The 12,933-nt window shown below is 46.1% G+C and carries 11 protein-coding genes; all 11 read left to right on the top strand.

All coding sequences use genetic code 11. The annotated features are described in order from the left end of the window. Positions 1 to 16: 16 nt before the first annotated feature. The 11 genes from ACVBEG_RS14305 (at position 17) to ACVBEG_RS14255 (ending at position 12,922) form a co-directional block, all read left to right on the top strand. A complete protein-coding gene (locus ACVBEG_RS14305; RefSeq protein ID WP_322178754.1) occupies positions 17 to 556 on the top strand; it encodes a polysaccharide biosynthesis/export family protein in 540 nt (179 codons plus the stop codon). A gap of 122 nt (positions 557 to 678) precedes the next feature. Next, entirely contained in the window at positions 679 to 2,922 is a 2,244-nt protein-coding gene (locus ACVBEG_RS14300) for a GumC family protein (RefSeq protein ID WP_322178755.1), read from the top strand. A 136-nt stretch (positions 2,923 to 3,058) separates the two neighbouring features. Next, on the top strand, positions 3,059 to 3,784 hold the full coding sequence (locus tag ACVBEG_RS14295; RefSeq protein ID WP_322178756.1) for a tyrosine-protein phosphatase: 726 nt from the start codon (positions 3,059 to 3,061) through the stop codon (positions 3,782 to 3,784). Between the two features lie 1,002 nt (positions 3,785 to 4,786). After that, positions 4,787 to 6,118 (top strand): UDP-glucose dehydrogenase family protein, encoded by a 1,332-nt coding sequence (locus tag ACVBEG_RS14290; RefSeq protein WP_322178757.1) that lies wholly within the window; start codon positions 4,787 to 4,789, stop codon positions 6,116 to 6,118. Between the two features lie 97 nt (positions 6,119 to 6,215). Next, positions 6,216 to 6,665, top strand: a complete 450-nt coding sequence (locus ACVBEG_RS14285) for an acyltransferase (protein WP_322178758.1) — start codon at positions 6,216 to 6,218, stop codon at positions 6,663 to 6,665. Next, a complete protein-coding gene (locus ACVBEG_RS14280) occupies positions 6,665 to 7,888 on the top strand; it encodes an O-antigen ligase family protein (protein WP_322178759.1) in 1,224 nt (407 codons plus the stop codon). Before ACVBEG_RS14285 ends, ACVBEG_RS14280 begins: the two co-directional genes overlap by 1 nt. Then, positions 7,885 to 8,754, top strand: a complete 870-nt coding sequence (locus ACVBEG_RS14275) for an endonuclease/exonuclease/phosphatase family protein (protein ID WP_322178760.1) — start codon at positions 7,885 to 7,887, stop codon at positions 8,752 to 8,754. Before ACVBEG_RS14280 ends, ACVBEG_RS14275 begins: the two co-directional genes overlap by 4 nt. A gap of 311 nt (positions 8,755 to 9,065) precedes the next feature. Then, positions 9,066 to 10,130 (top strand): acyltransferase family protein, encoded by a 1,065-nt coding sequence (locus ACVBEG_RS14270; protein ID WP_322178761.1) that lies wholly within the window; start codon positions 9,066 to 9,068, stop codon positions 10,128 to 10,130. Between the two features lie 70 nt (positions 10,131 to 10,200). After that, positions 10,201 to 11,127, top strand: coding sequence for a glycosyltransferase family 2 protein (locus ACVBEG_RS14265; protein ID WP_322178762.1), 927 nt, complete (start codon positions 10,201 to 10,203; stop codon positions 11,125 to 11,127). After that, the gene (locus ACVBEG_RS14260) at positions 11,127 to 12,443 is read left to right on the top strand and encodes a glycosyltransferase (RefSeq protein ID WP_447107937.1); all 1,317 of its coding nucleotides are present in this window, start codon (positions 11,127 to 11,129) and stop codon (positions 12,441 to 12,443) included. Before ACVBEG_RS14265 ends, ACVBEG_RS14260 begins: the two co-directional genes overlap by 1 nt. Continuing rightward, the gene (locus ACVBEG_RS14255) at positions 12,440 to 12,922 is read left to right on the top strand and encodes a glycosyltransferase (protein ID WP_369125022.1); all 483 of its coding nucleotides are present in this window, start codon (positions 12,440 to 12,442) and stop codon (positions 12,920 to 12,922) included. Before ACVBEG_RS14260 ends, ACVBEG_RS14255 begins: the two co-directional genes overlap by 4 nt. Positions 12,923 to 12,933 lie beyond the last annotated feature (11 nt).

The following is a 12,933-nucleotide window of genomic DNA, read 5'->3' as shown; positions in this document are numbered from 1 at the left end:
AAGAGTAAATACGTACATGGCCATTCATAGGTTTTTCATTCTGTTGCTGGGAATGCTGGTGTTGCACTGCGGTTTTACGTTTGCTGAAGGAACACCCCAGTACCAGCTGGCATCTGGAGATGTTATTAGCATCCATGTTTTTGGCGAAAAGGATTTGAGCTTTGACGAAGTACGGCTGACTGGAACGGGCACATTTTCCTATCCCTTCATTGGCGAAATCAGGGCCCAAGGAAAAACCACCACCAATATCGAACAGATGATTATCGACAAGCTTAAGGGTGACTATCTCGTTGATCCGCGGGTTACAGTCAGCGTATTGAAGTACCGCGAATTTTTTATCAGCGGCGAGGTAAAGGTCCCGGGTGGCTACCAATTCCAGCCTGGTCTGACGCTCCGTCGTGCGGTGGCTCTGGCGGGCGGGCTAACAGAACGGGCATCTACCAACCGCATAAGTATCATTCGTGATACGGGTATGGATCGTAAAACTGAAAGCGCCAGTCTTGACACTTCTGTCATGCCCGGGGACAGCATCATCATTGATTCAGGGTTTTTCTAAGGCGCTGTCGCTAATTAGGGAACTACGCAGTGCTTTAAATCAACGGAGCCCTGCGCAGAACTGGCCACCCTTGAGGTGCGTACCAGAGTTTTCTCATATACAACTTCAGAGTTTCTCCATACATGAAAAGTAAAAGCCAGCTTATCGAGCACAATCAGATTGCCCAAGGTCTGGAGGACGACGAGAAGCCTATGGACATGGTCAAGCTGCTCATGGCTGTATGGCATCGCAAATGGAGTATCCTTAGCCTGGGCCTGATTGTCAGCTTGGCGACCAGCTTGGTGGTACTAGTTCAGACGCCAACGTACCATGCAGCCGCCACCCTGCTGATTCAGCAAAAAAACACCAAAGTGGTATCTATCGAGCAGATCTATGGTGTGGACGGTGCTGGCCTTGGCTTTTTAGAGACTCAACTGGAACTGCTCAAGTCGCGTTTTCTCGCCGAGCGGGTAGTGCGTGAGTTGGACCTAACTCATAATCCATTGTTCGACCCGCGCCAGCAGCAAAAAACACTGCTAGATTTCCGTGGCTTGCTGGGCAAGCTGGATTTTCGTACTTTATTACATCTAAGCTCGTCAGACGGTCAGGTTGCGCCCCGCCAGACCGCAGTCTTGGATGCTACACCAGAGCAAATCTTCGATGGTGTAACCCAGGCCTTTCGCAAGGGGATTGTCGTCTCACCTCAAGGGCGAAGTCAGTTAGTGACCATTGAAGTGGATATGGCCGATCCGCTTATCGCTGCTCGCGCCGCTAATGCCCTAGCCAATGGTTTTATCGAAGATCAATTGGAAGCAAATACCCGGGCGTCCACGTCGGCGACAGGTTGGATGAACAACCGTCTAGGTGAGTTACGCATTCAGTTGAAGAGTTCTGAACAGCGTTTACAGGACTATCGAGAATCCGAAAATTTGGTTGATATGGGCGGGGTAGGCACTATCAGCGCAAACGAACTCTCCTTGACTGGCGAGCGGATGATTAATGCCAGGAGCCAGCGCGCCGAAGCCGAAAGCCAGTGGCGCCAGGTGCAAGTCATGGGAAATAATTGGGAACGCTTAGCGAGTGTGCCTGCTGTACTTGGTCATCCGCTGATTCAGCAGTTCAAGGCTGAACAGGCTCGCGCGCAGGCTAAGGTAGATGAGTTGTCGCGTCGATATGGCGACCGCCACCCAGCTATGGATGCTGCGCGTTCAGACCTAAATGCCGCTAATGCAAGTTTGCGTGGACAAGTCCAGCAGGTGGTTGCCGGTATCGAGCGCAACTATCAACTGGCGTTGACCAACCAGAACTCCCTGCAAAGCTCATTCAATGAAAATCGTACTGCTATTCAGGGCATCTCCCGGAAAGAATTCAAATTGCGTGAACTACAACGAGAGGTGGATGACAATCGGGCGCTTTACGACACGTTTATGAATCGTCTTAAGGAGGCCGACGCTATATCAGACCTGGACAGCGCGAATGCTCGAATAGTAGATCAGGCCGTGGTACCCACCGAGCCAATCAAACCAAGAAAATCTCTGATAGTCGTGATCGCAGCTTTGCTTTCTCTTTGTGCTGGTGCTGGCTTGGTCATAATCCTAGAGTTGCTGAACAATACTTTCAAAAGTAGGGAGCAGGTGGAAAGCCAGCTGAATATTCCGGTGTTGGGGATTTTGCCACTTCTCAAGTCGTTCACTCGCATTGATATGGCTCGGATGTTCCACAGTGACAAAGATAAGGGCTTTTCTGAGTCAGTCCGAACAATCCGTACCAGCATTGTACTGGCCGGTAGCGAACACGGACGCAAGGTGCTGCTTGTCACTTCTGCTATTCCGGACGAAGGTAAGAGCACGGTGGCAATAAATTTAGCCTACGCCTTTGGTAGCTTGGAAAAAGTGCTATTGATCGATGCTGATCTGCGTCGCCCGAGCGTGGCCAAGAACTTTGAGTTCGCCGTTGGTACGCCTGGCTTGGCTAACCTGATTGCTGGTACTGCTAGCAGGGAAGAGTGCATCAAGGTTGTGGACGGTATAGACGTTCTCTGCGCAGGTACAGTGCCACCAAATCCGCTGGAGTTGCTGTCTTCTTCGCATTTCGATAAGACGATTGAAGACCTCATGAGTGGCTATGATCGCATTATTATCGACTCGCCTCCGACCCAAGCGGTAATTGACGCTATGGTCCTATCGACCTACGTCGATGCCGTTATCTATGTTGTCAAGTACGCTTCAACTTCGATTTCGTTGGTAGAGAAAGGCATCGGTCAACTGCTGCAGAACAACGCGCCCGTTACCGGGATAGTGCTCAGTCAGGTCGATATCAAAAAATCTGAAAAATATGGATATATAAATGAAGGGCATTACTACGACTACAGTAGCGATATTACATAAATTCGGTCTTTGGGTTGTTTCGATCTGACAGATTAATGCGGAAAATAATATACGTATTTTATGATGGTCAGCCGTAAATACTCATGAGCGGCGGTGTTAAACTTCTCCTGCTAACGTGCTAGGAATTGAGTATGCGATGATCGATTTGCATAACCATCTACTCCCCGGTATCGACGACGGGGCGCCTGATCTTGAAACAGCGCTGGCACTTGCACAGATTGCGGTATCGGATGGAGTAACCCATATGGTTTGCACGCCACATATGCACCCGGGTCGTTACTCCAACAGTTTAGAGAGTATTGAGGCGTCGAAGAGTTCATTCGTGAATGGCCTCAAGAAGGCGCATATAAAACTGCGGGTAGCGACAGCAGCAGAAGTTCGTTTTGGAATAGAATTGACTATTGGTATAAACCTCAACGCTGTCCCTTTTCTGGGTGATTTTGAGGGGCGTCGTGTGTTATTACTGGAACTTCCACATGGCGAAATACCCTTTGGCGCAGAGCGGATGATTGATTGGCTTGTAAAACGAAATATCACACCGATGCTGGCTCATCCCGAGCGCAATAAAGGCATTTTGCGAACTCCTAGTAGGCTCAAGGGGTTTGTACAGCAGGGCTGCCTGCTACAGGTTACCGCTGGAGCGGTAACCGGTCACTTTGGCCCCACTGTTCAGACATTTGTCCATACACTGCTGAAAGCGGATATGGTGAGCATTATGGCAAGCGATGCGCACAACTTACAGCACCGTCCTCCATTGCTGTATGAGGGGATGCACCAAGTCGCCCAGATAATTGGTGATACTAAAGCCCATGATTTGGTATGTGCTACACCGTGGGCTATCGCTCAGTCGCTTTTTTTGTAAGAGTTTTATTTCTGCGTAGGTTGCGCAAAAGCGTAGCGTGTGATGCCTTGCATCAAAAAAATAGCGTCGGTGGTATTAATGTTTGACTTGTGTTTGGGAGGCATGCTTGGCAGACGCATGATGATGGTTTAGTCGGCTTTAAAGGAATGGCTTGCCTTAACTAGTGTGCTATCTCGAAATAAACGTTCCCGTGAGGCGGTCATATCCATCTGATTTTTATGAAGAAAAGCCAAGATGAAAAATGACTTTATTCTGACACTGCACACTAGCGGGCCCAGACCATTTGCGCATATTATTCACGGCTTGGCAGATAGGCCATTGCGCAGCATTAGAGGCCGTACGCTGATACCCTGATATGTATAGCCCTCTAGGCAGCATCCAAAGCTGGAAAAAATATTCCGTGTTTCTATAGGCGGCTGTAGATAGCGCCTACGCGCAATGCTGGGTTAGTGGAATTTAGTACCGTGCTGCTAGTGCGAGCCAACCGATCCGAAATCGCATGCTTTGCTCACAGAAAACGCAGTTTTCAGGCGTTCGACCATCCCGTAAGCATGACGATGTTTCTAGGTTTATGGGTATCTAGGTTGAGCGCGAGTTGGCAGAGAGCGATGTGGTGCCAGGTTTAGCTCAGATAGACCTAGCGCCACGTAACCTTTGCATCAGCCGGGCCCTATTCATTGTACGCAGCCATAGATCCAGGAGGTTATCAAACGGTCGAAATTGATTGGACAGCTAGCGCATTGTACAACAGAAGCCCCCTTAAACAGTGTTGCAACGTATATCTCTAAAGCAAGCAGGCGGCGTCCCACGTAAGACGGGAGCAATACCGCTTTCGCGGTACTGTGAAAATTTAGTGTTACACGTTCAAATATGTTTATCTTCTAGATCATAGACTGTGCAGCCAAGAGTATTGCATATCATTTGATCATGCGGCTTTCTTTATAAATCTAGCTTCAGATATCCCATGTGTTGCTGCGCGCACCACGCTCAAAGGAAATTGACATGAGAGTTACTGTTTTCGGCATTGGTTATGTAGGCCTAGTCCAGGGTGCTGTGCTGGCGGAAGTAGGCCATGATGTTGTGTGCGTGGATGTCGATGGTGATAAGGTTGAACGCCTCAAGCGTGGAATCATTCCTATATACGAACCAGGCGTGGAAGCCTTGGTCAAAGAAAATCTCGCCAGTGGCCGCCTGTGTTTCACCACCGATGCTGCGGCAGGGGTAGCCCATGGCGAAGTACAGTTTATTGCCGTAGGAACGCCGCCTGATGAGGATGGCTCTGCGGACCTAAAGTACGTACTAGCGGTGGCCGAGACCATAGGGCTTAACATGCAAGGACCGCAGATAATCATCAATAAGTCCACGGTACCTGTAGGCACTGCAGATAAAGTCGTTACCCGAGTAAAAGAGACTTTGAACCAACGCGGCCGCAACGATCTGAGTTTTGATGTGATCTCCAACCCGGAATTTCTCAAGGAAGGCTCTGCCGTGGCCGACTGCATGCGTCCAGACCGTATTGTCATAGGTACATCCAGTGCGGAAAGCGAAGCGTTGATGCGCGAGCTTTACGCGCCCTTCAATCGCAACCATGAAAAGATCATCGTCATGGATGTACGTAGCGCAGAGCTGACTAAGTATGCGGCCAATTGCATGCTCGCCACCAAGATTAGTTTTATGAACGAGCTGGCCAACTTGGCAGAAATACTAGGCGCCGACATCGAGATGGTTCGCCAGGGCATAGGCTCTGATCCGCGCATTGGCTACCATTTCATCTATGCTGGCGCTGGATACGGTGGATCCTGCTTTCCCAAGGATGTCCAGGCACTGATCCGCACTGCCGACAGCATTGACTTCGACGCAACGCTTTTGAAAGCGGTAGAGAGTCGCAATAATCAGCAGAAGACCACGTTGTTCAGCAAGATCCATAAGCATTTTGCCGGTGGCCTACATGGCAAGACCTTTGCCCTTTGGGGCCTTAGCTTTAAACCCAATACAGACGACATGCGCGAGGCAGCAAGCAGAGTTCTTATGGAAGCACTGTGGCACGCCGGCGCGAGGGTTCAGGCTTTCGATCCGGAGGCTATGGAAGAAACTCAGCGTATTTATGGCAACCGCGATGACCTTAGACTATGTGGTACCAAGGAGTCGGCGCTACTTGGCGCTGATGCGCTAGTCATAGTTACCGACTGGTCTGCGTTCAAAGCTCCGGACTTCGATGTGATCAAAACGTTGCTCAAGACGCCCATCATCTTTGATGGAAGAAACTTATTCGATCCACATAAAATGGCTGAGAAAGGACTCGGTTATTATTCGGTGGGGCGCAAGAAATTATAGCCGTCTGATATAAAATTTTGATATTGAGAAGTCTTGTTCATAGATATATATATATATCTATCTATGGCTTCGCTGGAAAAAATAGGCGGATTAAAAAATGAAGCGAAAAATTGCATGGTTTTATCATGTGACATTCAGGCACTGGATACTGAGCTTGCGAGTTAAATATCTAAACACCCTGTATGGCATGCATATCGCATCGGATGCTCGCATATCGTTAAAGGCAAAGCTTGATCTGACCAATCCCAAAGGGATTTATATAGGCTCAGGCTCTTACATTGCTTTTGGTGCTGTTATTTTGACCCATGACATGTGCCGCAACAAAAATGCGTCAGTACGCATAGGCAAGAACTGCTTTGTCGGTGGTAATGCGATTATCATGCCCGGAGTTGAAATTGGTGACTCGGTCATTATTGGCTCAGGGTCAGTAGTTACTCGCTCGGTGGGTAGCAATGTGGTGGTTGCAGGGAATCCGGCTAAGATTATAAAAACGGATATCAAAACAGGTAAGCTAGGCATCCTAAAAAAAACTGAAGAAGCTTTTTAATGAAAAGGATACGTGCGAAAGCACCGCTAATCTGTTTAGTCTATATATTGCTTATATTTATACCGGCTGAACTTAACTGGTTAATAGGACCGGTCAGGATTGAAGCCTATAGGTTGTTTTTGATAGCAGCTGCGCTTCTTTTAGCTTCGAAAATGATGAATCATAAATACGACCGAAAAGAGTTGGCGCTGGTGATTTTTTGCGGTTTGTCTGCCATAAGTTATATATATGTCCATAATGCGGCGGGTGTGCAATCCGCACTTATTCTAATATTGGAAGTGTTTGTCAGCTATTGGATAGGGCTGCAAGTTGGCGGGAATATCCATAAGCTCCGCGGATGCATTACGCTGATTATGACGATGTTTTTATTGCTGGTGCCTTTCGCGATAGTAGAATCGCTGAGTGGGTATCGTTCTCTTCATGTATTATTTGCAACGATAGCAGATACAAAAGTAGATGCGTACTTAGGTGAATCTTACTTCAGGCATGGATTACACCGAGCAGGCACTGTGTTCGCTCACCCTATTTTGTACTCTGTCATATCCGTGATGTACATTGGCCTGTTGTTCAGGTTATACAATCTGCCTTTGATAGTTCTATTTTGTTTTGCGATATTGACTGCCATAATTACGTCCGTGACTTCGGCAGGTTTGTTGATGTTGTTGATGTTGTTGGTGCTGTTTTTGATGCAGAAGAGTACTCGGTATTTTCCAAGTGTCTTTAAGTTGGCAGTCATTCTGAGCGGGTTCATTTTTATATTTTTATCCTTTGCTTCAAATCAGGGGCCGATCCAATTACTGATACAACTAACGTCGCTCAACACAGACACTGCATTTGCTCGTTATATGCAATGGCAATTTGCCTCAATGGAGGTGTTAAGAAACCCAATATTTGGAATAGGGTTTAATGAGTGGGCTCGGCCATACTGGATGGCGGCCAGTATTGATAGCTATTGGTTAACGGTTATGTTGAAAAGTGGGATTCCGGCATTGATTGCGTTGTCGGTTTTTTTTATACTTTCACTCAAAGCCTATTGGCAGGCGTTTCAGGTTACACGTGAGTGGTTGTATTTTTGTTTTTTTATAGCTATCTGTTCTTTCATATTGGGTGCGTTCACTGTCGATTATTTTGATCGTGCACAGTTGATGCTGTACTTGACCATGGGGTTCTTCAACTCATTTGTCTCCAAAAAATCGACGGAGACAGGAAAGTTGAACATATGATGGAAAATTCGTTATGGATGGCGTTTCTAAATTTACTGATGGAGCAGATATGGGCGATTATATTTTTTTTCGCCGCTGGCATTAGTTTGGCCCGTGGCAGGTATAAAAAAACAGCAGTCTGGTTGTTAGGGATGGGGAGCGCTTATGTAGTCAATATGAGCGGATTTTTATCGCCGATATTAAAACCTGTCCAAGCGGGATCAATAACAGACATTAGTGTGGTGTCTGTTTCCGTGCGCAGCAGTAATCCTCAGGTTGGGATGCTGTTGGCCGAGATGCTAAAAGGGGGTTACGACATAGTTGCTGTGCAGGAATTGCAGGATCAGAAGTTAATGTTAGATGTATTGAAAAATTACCCGGGTTATTTCTGTTATTATCAGCCTGGAAAGTCGACAGTCGTCCTAAGTCGATTTCCTGCAGTTGAAAGTATTCATCTAAAAAATGTGCAGCGGGTAACATTGCAGATTGATCCTGATAATACACTTCAAGTCTATAATCTACATGCGCCCAAATACTCAAGTAATCTAGCTCTGTACAATAAATTTTTTGCTGGCGTTTTTCAAAGTATAGAAAACAATCAACAAGGGAAAATCGTAATAGCTGGTGATTTTAACTCGACTCAGAATAACTATTGGCGCGGTAAGTTACCTAGCCTCAACTTTAGTAGCGCTCTGCATGACGCGGGGAGTGGTTGGCTAGCAACGTTCCCTACAAAATACAGGAGCTATGGATTTCTTTTTCCTTTTGTGTCTATCGATGATATTTATGTGAAAAACATGAAGTTGATAAGTGGTGACGTTCTGGGTAAGTACTATGGCAGCGATCATCACCCCGTGCATGCCATGTTACGCACTAAACTAGATTGATGTGTAATGCTGGCTTTGACTGTCGAGTAGTAGAACATCGACCTTGTCTGTAGCCGGTAGATGCAGACCGTATATGCCGTATATTCAATAATATAAAATGATCCGCATGTGAGCTGCGCGGCATAACTATAAGTGATCCGGTTTTCGTAGTAGGCACTAGTTCAAACCGTGCTTGTATGTTTCCAAATAATTCATTGAGCCGCTGTATGAAGGCACAAATTCATACCGATAAACACTAAATTCTACGTACTGTGCTTTTTTGCAGACGTCAGGAGATGTGCCTGTTATCGGACAATATCCAGGATATTATAATGGGCAGCATTAATATCGCACCAGGTACCGACAATAATTTCAATCTTATACGCATGCTCGCGGCCTGCTCGGTAGTCTTTAGTCATAGTTATGTATTGGTTTCTGGTGACCCAGCGTCAGAGCCGCTAACTTACGTATTGGGTATCAGTCTTGGACATCTAGCGGTGGATGTTTTCTTTATAGCCAGTGGTTTCCTAATCTCGGGTAGTTTGTTTCGGCGTAGCTCAATTCGGGAATTTCTTTGGGCTCGAGCGCTACGTGTATTTCCTGGACTGTGGGTCATGTTGTTACTCACAGTTTTAGTTTTTGGTCCGCTGGTAAGTGCGTTGCCTGGGCGTTATTATTTTTCGGAATGGGGGACGTGGAAGTATCTGATAAAAAATGCGATTTTAATTTTCAATGCCAGTTATTCATTGCCGGGGGTTTTTGAAAATATACCGTATTCATTTGCTGTTAATGGCTCCCTTTGGTCGTTGCCTATTGAAATTCGCATGTATTTATTGCTGGCGGTGCTTTGGTTTACGCTCGGATTGCTTAAGAGGCAAAGTACTGATCAATTGAAGTGGGTGGTCTGGATCATCGTAATTACGAGCATGGCGACACTGATGTATTACAATGCGCAGGGTGAGCAAATCAATCATAACGTTCGTTTGGCTGCAGTATTTTTTTGTGGCGTGTTACTCCAAATATATAAGAGTTTCATTAGGGTCTCCAGCAAGGTAGCGTTGTTGTTGTTCGCATTGTTAGTTGCCGCAGGGTGCTACTCTCAATCGTTATTTTTGATCGTGTACTATGTATCACTTCCTTATTTGATTATCTATATCGCATATTGTCAGGTGAGCTGGGTATCCAGGTTGAAAATGAAAGATGATATATCTTATGGGATTTACATCTATTCATTTCCAATACAGCAGCTATTGATTTTGAAGTTCGTAAATATTACACCGGGCATAATGTTCAGTGTTTCGTTGGCGTTGACGGCCCCTCTTGCTTTTGTTTCATGGCGATTAATAGAGGAGAAATGCATACAACTTAAGCGCAAGCCCAGTATTCAAACAGTTTAAGAAAATATTCGGCCACTGCACTGGGGGATATTCCCTCTATAAGGTGTAGCCATGCTGTGAGGGGATCGATATGCAACGAATTGATATTGTCAGCGTATGTTACAACTGTGGTGTTGATATCGCGCTGGTTATTGAAGATATCCGTAAAGGTTCTTATCCATTACATAAAATTCGTTTTATTGTGGTTGATAATGCTTCTGCTGATGACTCAGTTGAACGGTTGAGGGCCATTGAAGGCATCGACATGAAAATTATTGAGTCCGGTAATAATCTAGGTTTTGGCGCTGGCTGTAATCTAGCTATGGAGTATCTATCAGCACCTAAAACCTTGTTATTGAACCCTGATGTAAACCTCTATCCTGACAGTATCCGAAACTTACTGGAATTTTCGGTGCATCATTCCTATGCGCTGATCTGGGGGGGCCGAGCACTTGATGCTCAAGGCCTTGATGATGGCAAAGGCGCCTGGCGTGAACCAACGTTGCTTGGAATTGCCTGCTGGGCTCTATTTATTGATGTGCTTTTGAAGAAATTAGGGTGGTCGATACCGGACGGGTACAAACTGAAAGCCAAAGATAAGTATATTCAAGCCGATGCAATATCGGGCTGTTTCTTTCTGATTGATACTGGCCTATTGAAAAAACTGAATGGATTTGATCCGCGTTTTTTTATGTACAGTGAAGAAATAGATCTTTGCCGCCGCGCACGCGAAATGGGCGCCAAGCCATTATCGACCACAACAGCGAAAATTATACACCATGGCAGTCAGACGCTGAACAGTATCAATAAATTGAATTACCTCTATTACCATAAACTTAAGTACTCCCAAAAGTATTGGGGGAAGCATAAATTCAAAGTTGCCAAACTCTTGGTTCGTCTGGCAACTCATTTTCGGATTGTTATATTCTCCGCTTTAGCCGTATTTAAGTCGTCAACCATTTCAAAGAAACAGCTCTGGGTTGATTTTTTAAAAATACAGAAAGGTTGGAAGTTTTGATGAAGGTATCAACAGCTAATCGTCGGCCGGCAGTCATCATTCCTGCCTATAATGAAGAAGCAAATATAGGCACCTTGCTTGACGGTTTGACAGCAGCAAACTGGGAACAGGATTATCAAATTATTGTCAGTTGTAACGCCTGCACTGATCGTACGCTAGCTATTGCTCAGCAGTATGCAGGGGTGTTATGTCTGAGTAGCCGAGAACCTTCCAAGATAAACGCGTTAAATCTTGCCGATCAAGAGGCGTCCGGCTATCCGCGAATTTATGTCGATGCGGATGTTTTGATAAGCCACGCATCTATATTGACGCTTATAGAACGCCTTGCTATTGAGTCCGCGCCTGCACTTGTTGCGCCATTAGCCGTGACAAGGACCGTAGACTCATCGTTCAGTGTCAGGCATTATTATAAGGCATGGTCGAATAGTAAGTATTGCCTAGTTGATGGCTATGGCAGCGGCGTGTATGGTCTGAATCAGAGCGCTCGCTTATTATTTCATACGTTTCCTGCTGTTATTTCTGACGATGGATTTGTGCGGAGGATCATTGATAACCGTCATATAATTCGTGTGGTCGAAGCCAAATCCTATGTCCGAGCTCCGAGCAGTTTTAGCGAATTAATCAAAGTTAAGACGCGCAGTAAGCTAGGAAATATTCAGTTATCAGAAAGAAATAACGCTGTTGAGAATAAAAATACAACCGGCCCGGTATTTCAAAAAAAAATAGCACTGGTTAGTCGATTGATATACATGGCTGTGAATTTCACGGCCTTTATTTTGGCACGTAAAAACTACAAAAAAATAGCATCCTATAAATGGCAAAGGGATGAGTCTTCCCGAGGTAACGCAAAAATCAAGGGCGAAGAAAAAAAGAAAAAAATACTTGCCATATCGTCCAAAGGTGGACACTGGTTGCAACTGTTGCGTCTGCAGAGCGTGTGGGCGGACCAGGATGTATTTTTTGTCTGTAATGATCCGCAATTGCATCATCAGGTTGCGGGACATGAATTCTCTACTGTTATCGACGCCAGTATGGATAGCAGATCTCGGCTAATTATTCAGGGGATTCAGGTTTTCTGGATAGTGATGCGCATACGTCCTGACCTAGTGATTACAACGGGCGCGGCGCCAGGCTTCTTCGCAATTCTGTGGGGCAATTTTATAGGCGCTAAAACTGTTTGGGTCGACAGCATTGCTAATGCCGAAGAACTTTCCCTGGCAGGCAAAAAAGTCGGCAAATGGGCTGATATCTGGCTGACACAGTGGCCTGAACTTGCGCGGCCTGAAGGCCCGTATTTCGAGGGTCGGGTATTTTGATTCTGGTAACAGTAGGTACACAATTACCCTTCGATCGGCTGATCAAGAGAGTCGAGAGTTGGGCCATAAGCACTTGCCACAGTGATATTGTATTTCAGGTAGGCCTAAACGGTTACCGCCCTTTGATAGGGCGTGCTACTGAATTTATTCCACCCAAGGAATTGCATTGCCTTATTGACCGCGCTGAGCTTGTGGTAGCGCATGCTGGTATTGGCAGCATCATTTCCTGCCTTTCACTGGGCAAGCCCATTGTAATTATGCCTAGGGAGTTTCGCTTCGGCGAACATCGCAATGATCACCAAATAGCCACAGCGACGAAGCTTAGGCATATACCAGGCCTGTATGTTGCGGACAGTGATACCTCACTGTCCGATGTTATCGGAGCAGCCAGGCACGCGTCCTATAAGACTTCGCCTACGTCTTTTGCCTCCCAAGCAGATGACTCACTAATTAATTACATCCGGAAATTACTGATTTAAAGACTGTCCGA

Source organism: Pseudomonas sp. GG8 (assembly GCF_052976945.1).
Note: the sequence above shows the minus strand (reverse complement) of the source record. Positions and strands in the feature narration are given on the sequence as shown.

Bases quoted from the DNA above. Each gene is read 5' to 3' on its own strand.
- ACVBEG_RS14305 (WP_322178754.1), top strand. From the start codon at position 17: ATGGCCATTCATAGGTTTTTCATTCTGTTGCTGGGAATGCTGGTGTTG.
- ACVBEG_RS14300 (WP_322178755.1), top strand. From the start codon at position 679: ATGAAAAGTAAAAGCCAGCTTATCGAGCACAATCAGATTGCCCAAGGT.
- ACVBEG_RS14295 (WP_322178756.1), top strand. From the start codon at position 3,059: ATGATCGATTTGCATAACCATCTACTCCCCGGTATCGACGACGGGGCG.
- ACVBEG_RS14290 (WP_322178757.1), top strand. From the start codon at position 4,787: ATGAGAGTTACTGTTTTCGGCATTGGTTATGTAGGCCTAGTCCAGGGT.
- ACVBEG_RS14285 (WP_322178758.1), top strand. From the start codon at position 6,216: ATGAAGCGAAAAATTGCATGGTTTTATCATGTGACATTCAGGCACTGG.
- ACVBEG_RS14280 (WP_322178759.1), top strand. From the start codon at position 6,665: ATGAAAAGGATACGTGCGAAAGCACCGCTAATCTGTTTAGTCTATATA.
- ACVBEG_RS14275 (WP_322178760.1), top strand. From the start codon at position 7,885: ATGATGGAAAATTCGTTATGGATGGCGTTTCTAAATTTACTGATGGAG.
- ACVBEG_RS14270 (WP_322178761.1), top strand. From the start codon at position 9,066: ATGGGCAGCATTAATATCGCACCAGGTACCGACAATAATTTCAATCTT.
- ACVBEG_RS14265 (WP_322178762.1), top strand. From the start codon at position 10,201: ATGCAACGAATTGATATTGTCAGCGTATGTTACAACTGTGGTGTTGAT.
- ACVBEG_RS14260 (WP_447107937.1), top strand. From the start codon at position 11,127: ATGAAGGTATCAACAGCTAATCGTCGGCCGGCAGTCATCATTCCTGCC.